The sequence below is a fragment of the Pseudoalteromonas sp. S1727 genome, assembly GCF_005886375.1.
GTDB lineage: Bacteria > Pseudomonadota > Gammaproteobacteria > Enterobacterales > Alteromonadaceae > Pseudoalteromonas > Pseudoalteromonas haloplanktis.
The window spans coordinates 1-19201 of sequence record NZ_PNDT01000110.1 but is presented as its reverse complement, the minus strand read 5'-3'; the positions used below and the strand labels follow the sequence as shown (position 1 = coordinate 19201).

General features: G+C 42.2%; 23 protein-coding genes. 8 read left to right on the top strand and 15 right to left on the bottom strand.

The window, feature by feature from the left end; all coding sequences use genetic code 11:
- Positions 1 to 431 precede the first annotated feature (431 nt).
- From mgtE to CWB85_RS19175, 12 genes are all read right to left on the bottom strand, one after another.
- Positions 432 to 1790 (bottom strand): magnesium transporter, encoded by a 1359-nt coding sequence (gene mgtE, locus CWB85_RS19230; protein WP_016710078.1) that lies wholly within the window; start codon positions 1788 to 1790, stop codon positions 432 to 434.
- A gap of 117 nt (positions 1791 to 1907) precedes the next feature.
- Entirely contained in the window at positions 1908 to 2180 is a 273-nt protein-coding gene (locus tag CWB85_RS19225) for an HPr family phosphocarrier protein (RefSeq protein WP_016710077.1), read from the bottom strand.
- A gap of 27 nt (positions 2181 to 2207) precedes the next feature.
- Positions 2208 to 3050 carry an RNase adapter RapZ gene (gene rapZ, locus CWB85_RS19220; protein WP_016710076.1) on the bottom strand — a complete coding sequence of 281 codons (843 nt, stop codon included), beginning with the start codon at positions 3048 to 3050 and terminating at the stop codon, positions 2208 to 2210.
- A gap of 177 nt (positions 3051 to 3227) precedes the next feature.
- Entirely contained in the window at positions 3228 to 3680 is a 453-nt protein-coding gene (ptsN, locus tag CWB85_RS19215; RefSeq protein ID WP_016710075.1) for a PTS IIA-like nitrogen regulatory protein PtsN, read from the bottom strand.
- A gap of 4 nt (positions 3681 to 3684) precedes the next feature.
- Positions 3685 to 3972, bottom strand: coding sequence for a ribosome hibernation promoting factor (gene hpf / locus CWB85_RS19210; protein ID WP_016710074.1), 288 nt, complete (start codon positions 3970 to 3972; stop codon positions 3685 to 3687).
- Positions 3973 to 4000: 28 nt separating this feature from the next.
- A complete protein-coding gene (locus CWB85_RS19205) occupies positions 4001 to 5497 on the bottom strand; it encodes an RNA polymerase factor sigma-54 (RefSeq protein WP_016710073.1) in 1497 nt (498 codons plus the stop codon).
- A gap of 67 nt (positions 5498 to 5564) precedes the next feature.
- Positions 5565 to 6290 (bottom strand): LPS export ABC transporter ATP-binding protein, encoded by a 726-nt coding sequence (lptB, locus tag CWB85_RS19200; protein ID WP_016710072.1) that lies wholly within the window; start codon positions 6288 to 6290, stop codon positions 5565 to 5567.
- Entirely contained in the window at positions 6287 to 6820 is a 534-nt protein-coding gene (gene lptA / locus CWB85_RS19195) for a lipopolysaccharide transport periplasmic protein LptA (protein WP_138555745.1), read from the bottom strand. Before lptA ends, lptB begins: the two co-directional genes overlap by 4 nt.
- The gene (gene lptC / locus CWB85_RS19190; RefSeq protein ID WP_016710070.1) at positions 6810 to 7364 is read right to left on the bottom strand and encodes an LPS export ABC transporter periplasmic protein LptC; all 555 of its coding nucleotides are present in this window, start codon (positions 7362 to 7364) and stop codon (positions 6810 to 6812) included. The genes lptA and lptC overlap by 11 nt, the downstream gene beginning before the upstream one ends.
- Positions 7361 to 7912 (bottom strand): 3-deoxy-manno-octulosonate-8-phosphatase KdsC, encoded by a 552-nt coding sequence (gene kdsC / locus CWB85_RS19185; protein ID WP_138555744.1) that lies wholly within the window; start codon positions 7910 to 7912, stop codon positions 7361 to 7363. Before kdsC ends, lptC begins: the two co-directional genes overlap by 4 nt.
- Positions 7912 to 8883 (bottom strand): KpsF/GutQ family sugar-phosphate isomerase, encoded by a 972-nt coding sequence (locus CWB85_RS19180; RefSeq protein WP_016710068.1) that lies wholly within the window; start codon positions 8881 to 8883, stop codon positions 7912 to 7914. The genes kdsC and CWB85_RS19180 overlap by 1 nt, the downstream gene beginning before the upstream one ends.
- A gap of 24 nt (positions 8884 to 8907) precedes the next feature.
- Positions 8908 to 9879 carry a calcium/sodium antiporter gene (locus tag CWB85_RS19175; RefSeq protein ID WP_138555743.1) on the bottom strand — a complete coding sequence of 324 codons (972 nt, stop codon included), beginning with the start codon at positions 9877 to 9879 and terminating at the stop codon, positions 8908 to 8910.
- A 248-nt stretch (positions 9880 to 10127) separates the two neighbouring features.
- Between CWB85_RS19175 and mlaF the strand changes: the two genes are divergently transcribed.
- Genes mlaF through murA form a run of 7 tightly spaced genes read left to right on the top strand, consistent with a single transcriptional unit; the run spans position 10128 to position 14787 of the window.
- Positions 10128 to 10943 (top strand): phospholipid ABC transporter ATP-binding protein MlaF, encoded by an 816-nt coding sequence (gene mlaF, locus CWB85_RS19170; protein ID WP_016710066.1) that lies wholly within the window; start codon positions 10128 to 10130, stop codon positions 10941 to 10943.
- Positions 10943 to 11722, top strand: coding sequence for a lipid asymmetry maintenance ABC transporter permease subunit MlaE (gene mlaE, locus CWB85_RS19165; protein ID WP_016710065.1), 780 nt, complete (start codon positions 10943 to 10945; stop codon positions 11720 to 11722). The genes mlaF and mlaE overlap by 1 nt, the downstream gene beginning before the upstream one ends.
- A 14-nt stretch (positions 11723 to 11736) precedes the next feature.
- Positions 11737 to 12285: an outer membrane lipid asymmetry maintenance protein MlaD gene (gene mlaD / locus CWB85_RS19160; protein WP_016710064.1), complete on the top strand. Its 549-nt coding sequence runs from the start codon at positions 11737 to 11739 to the stop codon at positions 12283 to 12285.
- A 6-nt stretch (positions 12286 to 12291) separates the two neighbouring features.
- The gene (locus CWB85_RS19155; protein ID WP_138555742.1) at positions 12292 to 12966 is read left to right on the top strand and encodes an MlaC/ttg2D family ABC transporter substrate-binding protein; all 675 of its coding nucleotides are present in this window, start codon (positions 12292 to 12294) and stop codon (positions 12964 to 12966) included.
- Positions 12959 to 13252: an STAS domain-containing protein gene (locus tag CWB85_RS19150; RefSeq protein WP_016710062.1), complete on the top strand. Its 294-nt coding sequence runs from the start codon at positions 12959 to 12961 to the stop codon at positions 13250 to 13252. Before CWB85_RS19155 ends, CWB85_RS19150 begins: the two co-directional genes overlap by 8 nt.
- 5 nt (positions 13253 to 13257) lie before the next feature.
- Positions 13258 to 13515, top strand: a complete 258-nt coding sequence (locus CWB85_RS19145; protein ID WP_016710061.1) for a BolA family protein — start codon at positions 13258 to 13260, stop codon at positions 13513 to 13515.
- Between the two features lie 12 nt (positions 13516 to 13527).
- On the top strand, positions 13528 to 14787 hold the full coding sequence (gene murA / locus CWB85_RS19140; RefSeq protein ID WP_016710060.1) for a UDP-N-acetylglucosamine 1-carboxyvinyltransferase: 1260 nt from the start codon (positions 13528 to 13530) through the stop codon (positions 14785 to 14787).
- Between the two features lie 39 nt (positions 14788 to 14826).
- On the opposite strand, the gene CWB85_RS19135 is transcribed toward murA, so the two are convergent.
- The 3 genes from CWB85_RS19135 to CWB85_RS19125 form a co-directional block, all read right to left on the bottom strand.
- Entirely contained in the window at positions 14827 to 15909 is a 1083-nt protein-coding gene (locus CWB85_RS19135; RefSeq protein WP_138555741.1) for a trypsin-like peptidase domain-containing protein, read from the bottom strand.
- 102 nt (positions 15910 to 16011) lie between these two features.
- Positions 16012 to 17364 (bottom strand): Do family serine endopeptidase, encoded by a 1353-nt coding sequence (locus tag CWB85_RS19130; protein WP_016710058.1) that lies wholly within the window; start codon positions 17362 to 17364, stop codon positions 16012 to 16014.
- A 123-nt stretch (positions 17365 to 17487) separates the two neighbouring features.
- On the bottom strand, positions 17488 to 17931 hold the full coding sequence (locus tag CWB85_RS19125; protein WP_016710057.1) for a Z-ring associated ZapG family protein: 444 nt from the start codon (positions 17929 to 17931) through the stop codon (positions 17488 to 17490).
- Between the two features lie 153 nt (positions 17932 to 18084).
- Here CWB85_RS19125 and zapE point away from each other — a divergent pair, with 153 nt between their 5' ends.
- On the top strand, positions 18085 to 19176 hold the full coding sequence (zapE, locus tag CWB85_RS19120) for a cell division protein ZapE (protein ID WP_138555740.1): 1092 nt from the start codon (positions 18085 to 18087) through the stop codon (positions 19174 to 19176).
- Positions 19177 to 19201: the final 25 nt, after the last annotated feature.

Sequence of the window (19201 nt, the reverse complement as noted above, 5' to 3'; positions counted from 1 at the left end):
TTGTAAGATTTAAAATGATTTTTTACCTGCTTATGGGAACTGGGGAAGTTTGGGGACAGTGCGTATTGAAGAGGTTAAAGGTGCTAGGCGGTAGGGAAGAGACTAGGGGCTAGGTGTCTTGGCTTTTGTGGGAACAGGCTTTAGCCGTGATTGTTTTTGGTTATGTGTTAAAGCTCATCGGCGCTAAAGCGCTCTCCTACAACCATTAAAGACTAGGAGCTAGGATTCATAGCTCGAAACTCGTTACCCGTAGCCCGTGACTTTTATTTTCGGTGGTGAGTATAAACCTGCGCGAGGTAAACTCGCGGCTACGGATTTGCACCGATGTTTGGGTTTATTGTAGGCGCGGCTTTATGCCGCGCTTAAAAGGTTCTAGGGAAGCGGCTAGATACTAGGGCCTAAAACCTAGCTTCTAGAACCTCTATTCCTATCTAGACTAACAACCAAGTTGCGGTGCCGAGAAAGGCAAAAATGCCTACAATATCAGTTACAGTAGTCAACACTACACTACCAGCTAGTGCAGGGTCTATTTTCATTTTCTTTAACAGTAGTGGGATACTTGCGCCGGCGACGCCTGCTGCGACTAAATTCATAAACATGGCAAAGGCGAGTACGCCGCCGAGTTTAAAGTCCCACTGCCATAGTGCGACTACACCTGCTATTAAAATTGACCATACCATGCCGTTTATAGCGCCGATCGCGAGCTCTTTCATTAGTAAAAAGCGTTGGTTAGTTTGGTTAATATGACCTACAGCGATACCACGGATCACTAGAGTAAGTGTTTGGCTACCAGCTACGCCACCCATTGAGGGCACAATCCCGTTGAGTACAGCTAGGATCGGTAGAATCGCTAAGGTGTTTTCAAAGAAGCTTGCTACAATTGCAGCGAGCAACGCGGTTAATAAGTTAACGCCAAGCCATACTGAGCGCTTTTTCGAACTTTTTAATACTGGGGCGAAGGTATCTTCTTCGTCGTCAAGACCAGCTAAGCTCAATAAGCTGTGCTCTGCATCTTCACGGATAACGTCAACGATATCATCGATGGTGATCCGGCCCAGCAGGTGGTCGTTATCATCAACAACAGGTGCAGATATCCAGTTATGGCGTTCGAACAATTGGGCTACTTCACTTTCATCCATGGAAATAGGGATTGATTCACAATCTTCGTCCATTAATTCGCGAATAACTTTATCCGGCGAGTTGGTGAGTAGCGTGGTGAGCGACATTGCGCCTAAAAAGCAGTTGTGTTTATCAACCACATAAAGATCATCGGTGCCTTCAGGCAGTTCGCCACGTAAGCGTAAGTAGCGCAGTACCACGTCAATAGTGACATCGGGACGAATAGTGACCGTATCGGTATTCATCAATGCGCCAGCTGAGCGCTCTTGATAGGAAAGCGCTTGAGTTGCCCGCTCACGGTCTTGGCTATCCATGGCGCTGACAACGTCTTGGTAGACTGTGTCAGGTAAGCTACGTAATACTTCCCCTAAGTCATCGTGACTCATGTCTTCGGTCGCCGCAGCAATATGCTCTGGCGCCATTTGGGCAATGATCCCTAGGCGAACATCTTCAGAAAGCTCTTCGAGTACATCACCTTGTACATCTGGATCTACCAGTTGCCAGAGCAAGGTACGAATTTTATGCGGCGATGATTCTAGTAGTAAAGCTGTGTCACAGGGAGCTGTTTTTGCCAACATACGCCTTACTTGAACAAATTGACCACTGTTAAGTGACTTGGTCACTTGCTTTAGTTGTTGTAGTGGGTAATCTTGTTCAAAAGCTTCTGGCATTGGCGTCCTTAAATAATAAATACACTTAATTGGTGGGGTGAAACTTTGATAATTACACTGGTTGCGTTGACCAGTAGCTTATTAAGTTTAACGTAATTTTATTGTGCTGACTATGGACTATTCTTGCTCGTTAAAGCGGTGCGCAATCAGCTCTCCAATAGCAGCAAGTGCGAGTTCGGCATCGGGCCCTTCACACACAACTTTAACTTCTTTACCTTGGCTGCTTTCTAATAACATTAGGCCTAGAACACTGTCGCCAGCGGCTTGTTTGTCATCTTGGTGAAGTGTGATACTGGCATCAAACTGCACGGCTAACTGTGCTAATACACTGGCTGCGCGGGCATGTAATCCAAGTTTGTTTTTTATTAAAAATGTATCTTCTAAGCGCATCCACATTCCTTACTGTAACAGTGGTTGTTATTCTTGCTCGCGATGGCGAATTTTTACATTGCTGTGGCTCATTGAAAAGCTTTCGCCAATGGTTTGCGCTAAATAAACCGAACGATGTTGGCCACCTGTGCAGCCGATTGCAATGGTTAAATAACTGCGGTTATTACGTTCTAAGTGCGGTAACCAGGTTTGTACAAAGGTTTGGATCTGCCAAGTGAATTTTTGCACAATACTGTGGCTGGCTAAGTAATCTTTAACTGGTTGATCAAGACCTGTCAGTGGCTTTAGCTCAGGCTCCCAATGGGGGTTAGGTAAAAAGCGCGCGTCAAATACATAATCCGCTTCTTTTGGAATACCATGTTTAAAGCCAAACGATTCAAAGGTGATAATTAGCTTTTTATCTTTTTTACCTAAAATCTTTTCGCGAATCGTCTCGGCAAGTTGATGAACACTTAGATCAGTGGTATCTAACATAAAGTCAGCACGTGTTGTTAACACATCAAGTAATACTTTTTCTTGTTTGATGGCTAAATCAAGCGGCAATGAATCTAAAGAAAGTGGATGCAAACGGCGCGTTTCAGAAAAACGTTTGATCAGTGTTTGATCATCACAATCTAAATAAAATAATGTTGGATTGGCAAAGCCGGGTAAGTACTCAAGAATGTCGTTAAATTCTTCTTGTTCTTTGGGTAAGTTACGAACATCAATACTAACAGCAATTTTGTCGTAATTATCAGAGACACTACGAACTAATGAAGGCAGTAAGTTTACAGGGATATTATCGACACAATAATAACCAAGATCTTCAACTACACGCAGGGCAACCGATTTACCTGAGCCAGAGCGCCCACTGATGATGATTAACTCCATGTAAACTCTCCTTCACTTAATAGCAATTTTATTAAAAACATGATCACTCTAGCTGGTTAAATAACTCATTAACGTTATTAAAAATTATGTGTACAGAATAACTACCTGTCATAATTTTTCCTTGTTATTGAACTACTTTGTACCGCCATAATAGATCACTAACGCAAGAGGTATGACTTACGATTGCTCAACAATAACGTGATATAAATCTTGATCTGTTTTCGCGCTACGTAGTTGTTTACAAAAATCTTTGTCGTTAAGTTTATCAGCAATTGTGGCTAACGTCTTTAAATGAAGTTGACTATCACCCTCTGGTACGATGAGAGCGACAAACAGATCCACAGGGCGATTATCAATTGCGTCAAAATTAATAGGCGTTTCGCTCACTAAAATGATTGCTAGTGGATTTTCAATACCACTCATTCGACCATGAGGAATGGCAATGCCACGACCAATACCAGTACTACCTAGTTTTTCTCTAGCGAGTAATGCATCGAGGATTTCTTGTTGTGATAGCTGAGGAAGTTGTTCATGAGCCAATTGGCTGATAAATTCAATGATCCGTTTTTTGCTATTAAAAAGGACCGCAGTTTTACTGCAGTCCTGGCAAATAAGTGAGCTTAATTTCATAGTGTTAGTGTCGAGCGTGCTTCTCTTTGTGTTTGATTACTTGACGGTCGAGCTTGTCGATTAGTCCGTCAATGGCTGCATACATGTCTTGATGTTCAGTTGAAGCAAATAACTCAGCACCACTGACATGGATGGTGGCTTCTGCTTTTTGGCTTAGCTTTTCTACGTCAAGAATAACATGGACATTGTTGATGTGATCAAAATGCCTCTCAAGCTTCGCAAACTTATTGTTTACATAGTCTCTTAATGAATCAGTAATTTCTACGTGACGACCAGTTAAATTTAGTTGCATAAGCATTTTCCTTTTTTGATTTTACGCCTTAAATCAAACTCTTTCTTTGATTTGACGGTGGAATAGCCAGTGACTCGCGGTATTTTGCAATAGTCCGTCTAGCTACTTTGATACCTTGCTCTGCCAATATATCTGCAATTTTACTATCACTCAATGGTTTCGCTGAGTTTTCTGCGCTAATCAGTTTTTTGATTAGTGCGCGAATAGCTGTCGATGAGCATTCGCCGCCATTTTCAGTACTAACATGGCTTGAGAAAAAATACTTTAACTCAAAAATACCACGCGGGGTATGCATGTATTTTTGGGTAGTTACACGAGAAATTGTTGACTCATGCATCTCTACCATTTCAGCAACGTCATTGAGTACCATAGGTCGCATGGCTTCAGGGCCATGTTCAAAGAAACCTTGCTGCTGTTTTACGATGCAATTGGTTACTTTGAGCAATGTGTCATTGCGACTTTCTAGGCTTTTTATAAACCATTTAGCTTCTTGCAGATGCGAACGAATAAACTGACTATCAGTGCTCGACTTTACTGAGCGCGACATAGCTGCATATTGGCTGTTCACTCTGATTTTTGGCATGCTGTCTGGATTAAGTTCAACCACCCAGCGGCCTTTAATTTTTTTCACTGATACGTCAGGAATAACGTATTCTGACTCTTCTCGTACTATGGTATCCGCAGGCTTTGGATTTAGGCTGTGGATCAGAGTCATCACTTCTTTTAGTTCATCTTCCTTAAGCTTAGTCTTTTTCATCAAAGTGCGATAGTCGCGACTAGCTAATAAATCGATATGATCAGTTAAAATCATTTTTGTCTCATTAATCCAAGGGGTTGCCGGATCAAATTGATTTAGCTGAATACATAAACACTCTTGTAGACTGCGAGCCGCGATGCCTACAGGGTCAAATAATTGGATACGTTTTAAAACCGCTTGTACTTCGTCAAGTTCGATTTCTTCTTCGTTGTTGCCTTGATTTAAGCTCTCTACAATATCTTCACAGCTAAGCGTTAAAATACCTGAGTCATCAATGGCCTCAACAATTGCAATGGCTATTGCTTCATCTGTAGGGCTAAATGGAGTTAGCTGTAGCTGCCACATTAAATATTCATGCAAGGTTTCTGTTGAGGCGCCTTGATATATAGATTCGTCCTCTGGCATTGGGCCTGCTGAGCTATTTGGCGCAGCGCTCATGTACTCATCCCATGTGACATCCATCGCCATTTCATCACTGAGTGTTTCTTTGGTGAGTGCTTCGCTGCTTTCTTGTTCGTATTCGCTGGGCTTGTCATCTGCTGAGGCGCTAACGGTTAAGTCGTCGTTATCTTGCTTTTGCTCATTCTTGCCCGCCGTGTCGTCTGAATACTCATGCTCTTCTAGCTCTAGTAACGGATTGCTATCTAGCGCTTCTTGAATTTCTTGCTGCAGATCCAATGTGCTGAGCTGCAATAAGCGGATAGCTTGTTGCAGTTGCGGTGTCATTGTAAGTTGCTGGCCCATGCGCAGCTGGAGTGATTGCCTCATGTATCTCTAACAATCCTTTTATTGTTGTCATTGTTAAGTTTAGCAGATGCTTAGCCAAAGTGTGGCTTTATAGCCTAAATTGCTCACCTAGGTAAACATCGCGAACTGTTTGGTCGGCGAGTACATGCTCAGGTGTGCCTGATGCAATTAACTCCCCATGAGAAACTATGTAGGCTTTTTCACAAACATCAAGAGTTTCTCGTACATTATGGTCGGTGATAAGCACGCCAATACCACGGTTTTTAAGGTGTTCAATAATCTTCTTTATATCTAACACTGAAATTGGATCAACACCAGCAAAAGGCTCATCTAACAAGATAAATTTTGGGTCTGCGGCTAATGCACGGGCAATTTCAACACGACGACGTTCACCGCCAGATAGAGCCATACCTTGGCTGTCGCGAATATGTTGAATGCTAAATTCATCAAGTAAGCTGTCAAGAGCTTCTTCTCTTGCTTGTTTTTTAAGGTCTTTTCGGGTCTCTAAAATAGCCATCAAATTTTGATAAACAGTCAATTTACGAAAAATTGATGACTCTTGCGGTAAGTAACCAATCCCCAAGCGAGCGCGACTATGCATTGGCAGTAAGGTGATGTCGTTGTCATCAATACTGATCTTGCCTTTGTCGCTAGGCACTAAGCCTACAATCATATAAAAGGTTGTGGTTTTACCCGCACCATTTGGGCCCAGTAAGCCAACAATGCTGCCGGCGGTAACTTCTAAGCCTACACTTTTGACAACTTGGCGACCTTTGTAGCTTTTAGCTAAAAATTCAGCTTTTAATGTACTCATGGCTGGCCTTTAGATTTGTCTTTTTTGTTACTTACCGGTACTAAAATAGTGTGCACGCGATCATTTGAGCTTTCGCCTTTTTCGGCGCTGATAAGCTGTTGGTCCATGTCGTAGGTAATGCTTTTAGCATTAATTTTTTGCCCTGCTTGAGTAACCTGCGCATCGCCAATTAAGGTTAAGTAGCGCTTGGCAACGTCGTAACGAACTTCTTTAGCGCTGGCGCTCATAATTGTGCCATCAGCTTGTTTTTCTTCAAAATAAGCTGGACTTCCTGTGGCTACAAGCAGTTGTTTATTGTCGCCTAAGTCTTCACGTTTGTGTACTTCAAGGCGATCAGCTTTAATACGACGGTTACCATGAATAATTTCAACGTTGTTTTCAAAAATACCGATGTTATCTTTTAACTGGGCAAGTTGTTTTTCTGCACTGATCGATACTTGGTCCGCAGGTGGTAAATTAGTCTCAGCAAAGCTTGCAAAGGCCATGAATAAGCTTGGTATAACAAGCAAGTGAGCAAATTTATTGGTCATAATATATGGTTCGCGTATGGTTAATTAGTTCTACCACTTCGGCTTTTAAGTCGGCATTGAGGCCGCGCCCAGTGATCTTTAAATTTGGCCCAATCAATTCTACAGGTTGTTCAGAGCTCATGGTTTGTAGTTCAATATCAACCTGAATGTTATCTGCATTGATGTGCTCAATCATGGCATTGTTGGTCAGGTTTTTAGCCACCACATTGCCTTCTAAAATTAATTGATGGTTTTCATATAAAGTGGCTTCGTTTGCATTAATTTGCCACGTTTGTTGTTGATTATATAAAGTAAAAATAGGTTGCTCAAAGTAAGTGAAGCCTAACTGTTGATAGAGCTCCATTTTTGCAGCGGTTACTTTGTGGCTAATTTTACCTTGTTCATCAAATGCTGTTTGTTTTAATGCTACGGCAGTGTAATCGGGTTTTGCTATTATATCTTCTTGGTTTTGTGGTGCATTTGTTGGCTGATTAAAATAGGGAAACCACAACCACACCATGCAAGCGACGAACAATACGCATAATATTAAACGCGCACTATTCATGAGCTAGTCCCTTCGCTTGTTAGTGACTTACCATTTTCAAGCATCAATAAATCAGTGAGCTCACGCACTGCACCAAAACCACCTGGTAGCATGGTTGTATAATGCGAGATGCGTTTGATGAGCGGGTGTGCATCATTCACTGCTACAGCAAAACCGACTAATTCCATAACCGGCATATCTGGTCCATCGTCACCTATATAGGCTATTTGCTCATCTGTTAACTGCAATTTATTTTTGAGCTGTTGATAAGCTTGCAACTTGTTTTCTTGACCTTGATAAATATGCGCTACAGTCAGGCTAGTCATTCGTTGCTGAACTATCTGTGAATGACGGCCAGTGATCACTGCCACTTCAAAGCCACTGTTGATTAAGGCTTTAATGCCAAAGCCATCTTTAGTATTAAAGGCTTTGAGTTCTTCACCATGATTACCTAAGTAAATACGGCCATCTGAAAATACACCATCGATGTCGCAAATAAGCAGTTTAACTTTTTGCGCGCGACTACGGGCATCATCACTAAGCGGCTGGTATAAATCAGCAAACTGCATTATAAAACTCCTGCTTTGAGCAAGTCTTGCATGTTGAGTGCACCAATAGGGTGTTGATTATCGTCAATCACAATTAAGCCGTTGATACGCTTATTTTCCATAATATTGAGTGCCTCTGCTGCCAACATATCAGCGCTTGCTGTAGTACAAGAGCGGGTCATTACTTCGCTGATTAAGGTGCTATGAATATCGACCCGCTGCTCTAAAATGCGGCGTAAGTCACCATCAGTAAATAATCCTGCAAGTTGGTTGCTATCATCAACAATGGCGGTCATCCCTAATCCTTTGGCTGACATTTCAATTAATGCATCTTTAATACATTGTTTATCATTAATGATAGGTGTTGCAGTCCCCGTGTGCATAATATCTTTTAAGCATAGCAGTAGGCGTTTACCTAAGCTGCCACCTGGGTGCGATAATGCAAAGTCGTCGGCGGTAAAGCCGCGGGTCTCTAACAAGGCAACGGCCATAGCATCACCCATTGCAAGCATTGCAGTAGTGCTTGCTGTAGGGGCTAGTCCTAATGGGCAGGCTTCTTGACTTACTTTTGTACACACATGGGCATCTGCCCAATTCGCCATTGACGATGCAGGGTTTCCAGTAATGGCAATCATTTTTGCGCCAATTCGTTTGATTACTGGAATGATATTCAGTACTTCGCTGGTTTCACCAGAGTTTGATAACAGCATGACGACATCATCGCGGGTTATCATTCCTAAATCGCCGTGGCTTGCTTCACCGGGATGAACAAAAAACGCAGGTGTACCTGTACTTGCCAATGTTGCTGCAATTTTATTACCGATATGACCTGATTTTCCCATGCCAACAACAATGATCCTGCCATGACATTGATATATCAGCTGGCAAGCTTGATTAAAGTTTTCGTCTAGGTATTGGGCTATCTCAGTTAGTGCTTGGCGCTCGATATCGAGTACCCGCTTACCTTGTTCAATAAAATTTAACTGCGTCATGTGTTGTCCATTTTTTGAGTAGCATTAAGCAACTTGGTTGAAAATATAACCTTGATAGATTAAAAACGCGACCAATAAAAGGCCACCTTCAACGCGGTTAATGCGTCTTGTGCCTCTAAAACTCAAAGACATAGCAATCAATGCTATGGTGGCACCAATCATAATTAATGCATCACGGTTTGCCGCGGATGGATCGATAATTGATGGGTTGATAATACCAGCCAGCGGCAATACCGCTAAGATGTTAAAGATATTAGAGCCGACGATATTACCCAGTGCTAAATCATCTTCTTTTTTCAATACTCCAGCAATACAGGCAGCAAGCTCTGGTAAGCTGGTACCAACGGCAATAATGGTTAAGCCGATAACCAGATCACTTAAGCCGAAGAATTTGGCAATATCAACCGCTGAACCAACTAAGAAGTGCGAGCTAATAGGTAACACAATCATGCCAATAATGAGCCAAAATAACGCTGATTTAGTTGATACGTTATCTGGGACGTCTTCACAGGCTTCGCTGACAAAAGGGTCATCAGCTTGGTTTTTTGCGCGAATAGAAATAACAATTAAACCCGCAATAAAGACAACAAAGCCAATAATTAATGCAACACCCTCAGCAAATGAAAAGTAGTTATCGGAAAACACATACCAAGCAGCAATCGAAACTAATAATACTAACGGCATTTCACGCTTTAGGGTCATTGATGACACCGAAAGTGGACGTAACAGCGCGGTAATACCTAAAACAAGTAAAATATTCGTGATATTTGATCCTACCGCATTACCTACTGCGGTGTCGGTTTTACCTGCCAGAGCCGCTGAGGCAGAGACCATCATTTCAGGCGCTGACGAGCCCATTGCAACTACGGTTAAACCAACAATAAGTGTAGGGACACCGAAATTTTTTGCCAGTGCTGCTGCACCGTAAACAAAACGATCTGCACTCCACACAAGAGCTGCAAACCCGAGAATTAAAATGACAAAAGAAGTCACCATTATGTTACGCCAATTATTCAAAATGAGATGGCTGCAAATAGTAACAAAAGCGAACCTGAAAGTATAAATAAAAGAATCAGGTCAACTTGTTGTATTGATTTTGCTTAATAGAATTTTTTTAAGCGCCTGTTAAGCCTGCTGCTGTAAGGTTTTGGCTGTTATTACATAGAATATTACAAAATTTTACGATTTGTTTTTTCCATCTTGCTGTAAAAACGCTTAAAATAGGGGAACTAGTGAAAATAGTAATGGAGAGCGGCTTGTCGCAACCAATAGTAGAAATCAAGGATGTAAGCTTTTCTCGAGGCAATCGCAGCATATATAAAAATATGAGCTTTAGTGTTCCTAAAGGGAAAATTACGGCGATCATGGGACCAAGCGGAATTGGTAAAACCACCATGCTGCGTTTAATTGGTGGCCAATTAAAACCAGATAGCGGTACTATTTTATTCGAAGGCAACAACATTCCTACCATGTCCCGTAAAGAGCTTTATGCGGCACGTACCAAAATGAGTATGTTATTCCAAAGCGGCGCATTATTTACCGATATGTCGGTGTTTGACAATATCGCTTTTCCGCTGCGTGAACACACTCGTCTCAGTGAAGATTTGATCCGTCTTGTGGTGCTCATGAAACTACAAGCCGTTGGCCTACGTGGCGCTCAGGATTTAATGCCTTCTGAGCTCTCTGGCGGAATGGCGCGTCGCGCTGCATTAGCGCGTTCTATTGCACTTGATCCTGATTTAATTATGTATGATGAGCCGTTTGCAGGCCAAGATCCGATTTCAATGGGGGTGTTGGTTAAATTAATTAAGTCACTTAACCAAGTGCTTGGTTTGTCATCGCTAATTGTCACCCATGATGTAACCGAAGTAATGAGTATTGCTGATCACGTTATTATTATTGCAGAGCAAGGCGTTATTGGTAGCGGTACACCAGATGAAATGCGTCATCATGAGTCACCGCTTGTACAGCAGTTCTTAAAAGGGTTATCTGATGGCCCTGTGCCATTTCATTTCCCTGCGCAACCTTACCAGCAAGAGTTACTGGGAGGGCGCCGCTAATGTTAGATTTTTTGCAAATGTTAGGTCATAAAGCATTAGGTCGTTTTGCGGCGCTTGGCCGTTCGACACAAATGTTGTTTGGCGCGTTATGCCATTTACCTAACTTTAGAAAAGGTACCCCGTTACTGGTTCGTCAATTATATATGGTTGGTTCGCAGTCATTATTGATTATCATGGTATCGGGCTTATTTATTGGTATGGTGTTAGCGTTACAGGGCTACACTGTGCTGGTTGGCTATGGGGCAGAAGACAGCTTAGGGCCGTTAGTGGCATTGAGTTTATTGCGAGAGTTAGGGCCGGTAGTCACCGCGTTATTATTTGCTGGACGAGCAGGGAGTGCGTTGACTGCAGAAATAGGTTTAATGAAAGCAACTGAGCAGTTATCTAGCCTTGAAATGATGGCGATTGATCCTCTTAAACGTATTATTGCACCGCGCTTTTGGGCAGGTTTTATCAGTATGCCATTGTTAGCATTAATATTTTCTGCTGTTGCAATTATTGGTGCTCACTTAGTTGGCGTTGATTGGCTAGGCGTTGATACAGGCAGTTTTTGGTCAATCATGCAGTCGCAGGTGTCATTCCAGCAAGATATTTTAAATGGCATGATCAAAAGTTTTGTATTTGCCATCGTGGTTACATGGATAGCACTTTATAAAGGTTATGATTGTATACCGACCTCTGAAGGGATCAGTAAAGCAACAACAGAGACGGTAGTACACTCTTCTTTGGCTGTTTTAGGGTTTGATTTTATTTTGACAGCGGTAATGTTTACCAGCTAATAAAGGTATAAAAAATGAATTCACGGAAATTGGAAATTTTAGTTGGTTTTTTTGTTGCGTTAGGTATTGCTGCATTTGCAATGTTGGCGTTAAAAGTGGCCAATGCAGGGATCAGCGGTAATGGCGAAACGTATTTATTAAAAGCCAAATTTGAAAATATTGGTTCGTTAAAGGCGCGTGCGCCAATCAAAGTGGGTGGGGTTGTAGTTGGTCGAGTTGAGTCGATTTCAATTCATCCGCAAGAATTTGTGCCAGTTGTTGATATGACGATTGATGCGCAATATCAATGTCGTTTTTCAGACACCAGCTCAGTGTCAATTTTGACCTCAGGTATTTTAGGTGAGCAGTACCTAGGTATTAACCCTGTTATTGCGCCGAAGTCGGCTGAGCAAGCTTGTTTCGGTGTAGCAGTCACCAGTGATGATAAAGATTTAGGTTTAGATGAGCTATTTGGTGTTGAAAGCAAAGCCTTAAAAGATGGCGACTATATCACGGACACTAAATCTGCATTGGTGCTTGAAGAGTTAATCGGGCAGTTTTTATTCAATCAAGGCGGCGAGTAAATAATTATGTTTAAACAATTTTTAATGATAGTGGCGCTTACTTTCAGCGCTATCAGTATTGCAAGTGAGCCGGTTGACTTAAAAGACCCTTACAAAATGGTACGCCAAGTTTCAGATAATACGTTTCAGCGCATTACGCGTGACCAGCCTTTAATTGAAAAAGACAAAGAGCATTTACGGGTGATCGTAAAAGAAGAGCTAATGCCGTATATAGATTATAAATATGCTGCACTTCGGGTGTTAGGTAGCCATGTTTCTAAAGTTCGTTCAATTAAAGATCCTGCAGAGCAAAAACAAGCGGTTGAAGACATTAAACGCTTTATTGATGTGTTTCAAGAGTATTTAATCGCAACGTATGCTGGTGTGTTTACCCAATACACAAACCAAAAAGTAGAGTTTGGCCCAAGCAAAGAGTTTGCTGGACAAGATTTAGTATTAGTAAAAACAAAAATTGTTGAGCCGGGTAAGCCAGAAATTAAAATTGATTTTAAAGTGCGTGAAGACCGCGATGGCGAATGGCGTGCTTATGACATGGTTGCTGAGGGCATTAGCTTATTAGATGCAAAGCAAAGTGAATTCCAAGGTATTTTACGCCAACAAGGCATTGACCATGTAAGTAATCTACTTGAACAGAAAAGTAAGTTACCAGTGCAATTTAGAGGCGAAGGCGGTAATGAGTAAAGTGACGGTTACTCAGCTCAATGAACAGCAATTTCGAGTCAGTGGTGAATTGACTCGAAATTCAATTTCTGCTGAACGACTTCTGAATAAAACACCACAAAGTGACCATAAAACATGGTATTTTGACCTTTCTGAGGTGTCTAGGGTTGACACGGCGGGCTTAGCTTGGTTAATTCACTCTTTCGCAGAATTAAAGCAGCAAGGTATTCACCTTGAATTGCAAAATATTCCTGAGCAATTGCAAAAATTGATGCAGTTGGGACAGGTTACAAACCTATTTGAGTGAGAGTTATGCAAACGAGCCAGGTCGAAACCCTATTACGCGACGAACTACAATTAGCTGAAGTACATGTAAAAGCCAATGGTAGCCATTATGAAGTCATCGCAGTTGGTGATTGCTTTGATGGTTTGAGCCGTGTGAAAAAACAACAGCTAGTGTATGGGCCGTTAATGAATACTATTTCTGATGGTACAATCCATGCGGTGTCGATTAAAGCCTTTACACCGACTGAGTGGAAGCGCGAACAAAAATTCATTTTACCTCAATAAAAAGGTTTCCTCATGGATCAATTTGTAATTCAGGGTGGAACCGGACTTGCCGGTGAAGTCACTATTTCAGGCGCTAAAAATGCTGCGCTGCCCATCCTCTTTGCCGCTTTACTTGCGGATGGCAAAAGTACCTTTAACAATGTGCCTCGTTTACGTGATATTGGGACTACTGAAGCGTTATTAAAAACCCTTGGCGCAGAAACCCAATGGCATGGTGAGCAGCTTGTTATTGATGGTGGCAAAGTAGATAAAACACTCGCTCCTTATGAACTTGTTAAGCAAATGCGTGCATCGGTATTAGCTTTAGGGCCTTTGGTTGCGCGTTTTGGTCAAGCGCAAGTATCGTTGCCTGGAGGCTGTGCAATTGGCGCACGTCCTGTTGATATTCATATTCAAGGCTTAGAGCGCATGGGCGCGGTAATAAGTGTTGAGAATGGTTACATTAATGCCAAGGTTGACGGGCGTTTAAAAGGCGCTGAAATATACATGGAAATGGTTAGCGTTGGCGCAACGGAAAACTTATTGATGGCCGCTACTTTGGCCGATGGTAAAACTGTATTAGAAAATGCCGCTCGTGAACCAGAGATCATTGATTTAGCTGTGTGCTTAACCGCTATGGGCGCAAAAATTACAGGTGCGGGCACCAGCCGTATTGAAATTGAAGGTGTTGAAAAACTCCATGGTTGTGAACACCGTATTTTACCGGATCGCATTGAAACCGGTACTTTCTTGGTGGCTGCAGCGATGGCGGGTGGTGAAGTACTGTGTAAACTTACTGATTTTCACAGCCTAGAGCCTGTGATTGAAAAGCTGCGCGCCACTAATGCGTTAATTGAAGTACACGACGACAGCATTTACCTTGATATGCGCGGCCGTGAACTCAAAGCCGTAAATATCAAAACCATGCCACACCCAGGCTTTCCTACTGATATGCAAGCTCAATTTACCGCGTTAAATGTGGTTGCTAATGGTAGTGCGACAATCACTGAGACGATTTTTGAAAACCGCTTTATGCATGTACCTGAGTTACAGCGTATGGGTGCTAATATTCGTTTAGAAGGCAATACCGCTATCTGTGGTGACACTAAAAGCCTAACTGGTGCGCAAGTGATGGCAACAGACTTACGTGCTTCAGCGAGTTTGATTTTAACGGGGATAGTAGCGCAGGGTGAAACGGTTGTTGATCGTATCTATCATGTTGATCGTGGCTATCAACGCATTGAAGATAAACTCAGTGCATTAGGTGCCAATATCAAACGTAGAAGTAGTTAATAGCCTAGAACCTAGGTCCTAGCTTCTAGGCCCTAGGTTTTATAGTTTAGTCTCAAGCTCTGCCACTTTAACCATCACTTTCAATATTTCACCATTGCGATAAAGCTCAAACTCAATTTCATGGCCGGGCTCCGAATTACCAATAATATTTAAGGTCTTTTGTGGGTTAGTGACATTTTCGCCTGCAATTTTTACCACTATGTCTTGCTCTTTGATCCCCGCTTGCCACGCAGGGCCTAATGGATCAAGGTTGGTTATACGCAGACCAGCCACTGGCGTATAGTTATCACTGACCTCTTTACCTGTGCTATCAACAGCGGTACCCGTGAAACCTAGATAGCCGCGTACAACACGTCCATGACGGATCAGTTTACCCATTACTTCTTTGGCTAACGAGTAAGGAACTGCAAAGAATATTCCTTGAATATCTAAGTTCTCCCGGGTTTTAAATTGTGCGGAGGTGATGCCAACGAGATCGCCGTTAGAATTGACCAGTGCGCCGCCTGAATTGCCAACATTGATTGCGGCATCCATTTGTAACAGGCTGTTGTAGGGGCTGTCGGTAATTTTTTGTTTTCCCGTTGCACTGATGATCCCTTGGGTGATGGTTTGTCCTAAATTAAGCGGGTTACCAATTGCAAGGACGACATCGCCAACTCGTGGTATAAAACGGTCGCTGATCGGGATCACCGGCAAGTGCTCTACATTAATTTTTAATAATGCTAGGTCGGTGATGGTATCAAAGCCGATCAGCTGCACATCAAAATAACGACGGCCATCAGTGAGTAGCACCATAATTTGGTCAGCGTTATTGATCACATGATAGTTAGTTAGAATATAGCCATCACTTGACATGATCACGCCTGAGCCAAGTTCTTGCACGGTATTTTGCCGTTTGTAGCGTGGCTCTTTTGAAATGCTTTCAGAAATGATAGTTACAACCGAAGGTGCGGCGCGTTGCACTGCATCAGCAAAGCTCAGGTGATTAACACTCATGGCGCTTGGCAGTGGGACATTGGGTAGTAAGGTTGCACGCATATTTGGGCTAAAAAAAACGACCAAAAAGGCGATGCCGAGTCCGGCAAACAGCGGAGGAAGGACAAACTTAAAGAATTTCAGCACAATTTTCTTATTCTTAGTGAGCAATCTGGTAATGATGGCACAAAAAAAATAGCAGCGGCAAGTGCCACTGCTATTTTTTATGTCATTTGTGCAATATTTACTTTATTGAATTAAAACAAATACTGACTCACGACCACGTTGTACCCCAAGTACTATGTTTCCTTTGGTATTCTCAATGATCTTATTCATATCATGAATTGTTGCAACGCGCTGGCGATTGACCTGCATAATAACATCACCTTCTTCAAGACCGACTCTTGCTGATGGTGAACGTGGGTCAACAGTTGTTACTTCGACGCCTTTTGCTCCGTTTTTCTGGGTGTTCTCAAGCGTGGCTCCTTGGAATGCAGGGTGAAGTTCATCCCCTGCGGCAGTGAGGCCTGATGCGCCATCAAGTGTCACTTTAACCGTTTGTACTTTGCCATCGCGGTAAATTCCCAGTTTAACTTTTTTACCTTCACCTAAGGTAGCAATTTTACTGCGTAGTTCGTGGAAGCCACTGATTTCGCTACCATCAATGCTAATAATTACGTCACCGGCTTTGATGCCTGCTTTACTTGCAGCAGAATCATCCATCACTTGCATGACGTAAGCACCTTGTTTTACATCTAGCTTTTGCGCTTTGGCAAGGCCTGCGTCAAGTGGACGGCCAGAAATACCTAATGAGCCACGACGTACCTCGCCATGCTCAATAATTTGATCAACTAGGTTTTTCATCATATTAGATGGGATGGCAAAGCCAATGCCCACATTACCACCAGAGGCACCTAAAATAGCAGTGTTAATGCCGATTAGCTCACCGTTGAGATTAACGAGTGCACCACCAGAGTTACCTTGATTTATCGCGGCGTCAGTTTGAATAAAGTCTTCATAGCCTTCAATATTTAAGCCGCTGCGGCCAAGCGCACTGACAATACCTGATGTTACGGTATGGCTTAAACCAAAAGGATTACCAATAGCAACGGCAAAATCACCCACGCGCAGTTGATCTGAATTAGCCAGCTTTACGGCTACTAAGTCTTCAGCATCAATTTGCAATAGGGCGATATCTGACTCTTTATCGCTGCCGATTTTAGTTGCTTCATATTCGCGGCCATCTTCAAGAGTCACTAGCATTTTTTCTGCGTCTTGAACTACATGATTGTTAGTCACTACGTAGCCTTCTTTAGCATCAATAATAACCCCTGATCCTAAACCACTAAATTCACGTTTTTGACTGCGTGGTTGCGGGTTGCCAAAAAAGAAATCAAGCGGATCGGCGCGACGACGAACTTCTTTTGAGCCGGATACTTGGATGCTGACAACGCCCGGTGTTATTTGTTCTAGCATAGGCGCTAACGTTGGTAATTGTTGACCATTAACAGCGATAGGCATTTTTGCCATTGATACAGCAGGGGCCAATAATAAGCTGGTAGATAACATTGCTGCACTGATTAACGATAGTTTCATTTTCATAGTCAGGGTTTACTCCACATCACAGGAAAAAGCACAAACAAAAAAGGCTGCATGTAAGCAGCCTTTTCGAATTTAAATATAAAGCTGTTACATTTAAAGACTATGGGGTCAAAAAAAAGTTCATCAAGATACTTTAGAATGTTCTGAAACTTTATTTTCACCAGCAAATAATCCTGAAGTACCGGCTACATAGTCAGAAGGTTGTGCGTGTGCTGATGAACGATCACTTTGACGCTCTTTTAATGAACGTTGTAATTGCTCTGTCGTTTCTTTTGAGAAGAATGGTTCTGCAGGGTGTTGTTTTTTGTCAGTCAACAGTAGCTTATTTGTTTCATCAACATGATTTAATAATTGATCATAGTTGTCTTTCATTTTGCTAACTAACTTACTGGTACTTGCTAAGTGATCTGCAACGTCTTGGCGATATTGCTCCAAAGCATTTTTAGCTTGTTCAGCTTGTTGTTCCAGCTCATCTTGTTTAAATTGCTTTTTGGTTACAAATGCACCTAGGAAAAAAGCCGCCACTGCCACAATAATAATAATGCCGATCCAAGTAACTGTGCCCATAAATTCTACCCCTTTGGGAATTAATACGTAAAAAATAAAAATAACGCCTAAATTGCGTATTCAATAATAAATCCTGTTGTTGCTAATATACCCCGAGTTACGATGCGTGTTAACATATTGCGTAAATTAAACCGTGTTTTATTGTAACTATCTATGACTCCTTGGCAAAAATATCAACAAGATTTACAACGCGATGACTTTGTTTACGATGCCGCGCAAGAAAATGCCGTGCGTCACTTACAAAGACTCTTTGATGACTTAACAGATCCAAAGCCTGCCGCTAAAGGTTGGTTTTCTAAGCTCTTTAATAATAAAGATAGCACGCCACCTATAAAAGGTTTGTATTTTTGGGGTGGGGTAGGTCGTGGTAAAACATACTTAGTCGATACCTTTTATGAAGCGCTACCTGGCAAGCGAAAGATGCGTGTGCATTTTCATCGCTTTATGCACCGAGTTCATGATGAGTTAAAGAAATTAGATAAAACAGCGAATCCACTTGAAGTTGTTGCGGATATTTTAAAATCCGAAACTGACATTATTTGTTTTGATGAGTTTTTTGTTCAAGATATCACCGATGCTATGCTACTTGGTGGTTTAATGGAGGCCTTATTTGAGCGAGGCATAGTATTAGTTGCTACATCGAATATCGTACCTGATGAGTTATACCGTAATGGCCTGCAACGCGCCCGATTTTTACCTGCCATTAAGTTGGTCAATGAAAACACAGAGATTGTGAACGTAGATTCGGGGATTGATTACCGGTTACGTACTTTAGAGCAAGCAGAGATATTCCACAGCCCGCTCGATGCGCAAGCGGATAAAAACTTATTTGAATATTTTGATAAATTATCGCCAGAGCCGGGCGTACTTGATAAATCAATTGAGATTGAAGGGCGGATGATCAAAACACGTAAAGTGTCAGATTGTATTGTAATGTTTGATTTTCCAGAGCTTTGCGAAACCGCCCGTAGTCAAGTGGACTACATGGAGATCAGCCGTCTTTATAACACCGTGATCTTATCTAACGTAAAGCAGCTCGGGCAAAGTAATGATGATGCTGCACGCCGTTTTATTGCGTTGGTAGATGAGTTTTACGAACGCCACGTAACATTAATTATCTCTGCTGAGAAACCGATCATTGAGCTTTACACGCAAGGTAACCTTAACTTCGAGTTCAAGCGCTGCATTAGCCGATTACAAGAAATGCAGTCACTAGAGTATTTAGCAAGAGAGCATTTGGCTTAGTCTGAGCCGTCAGCCGTCAGCCGTC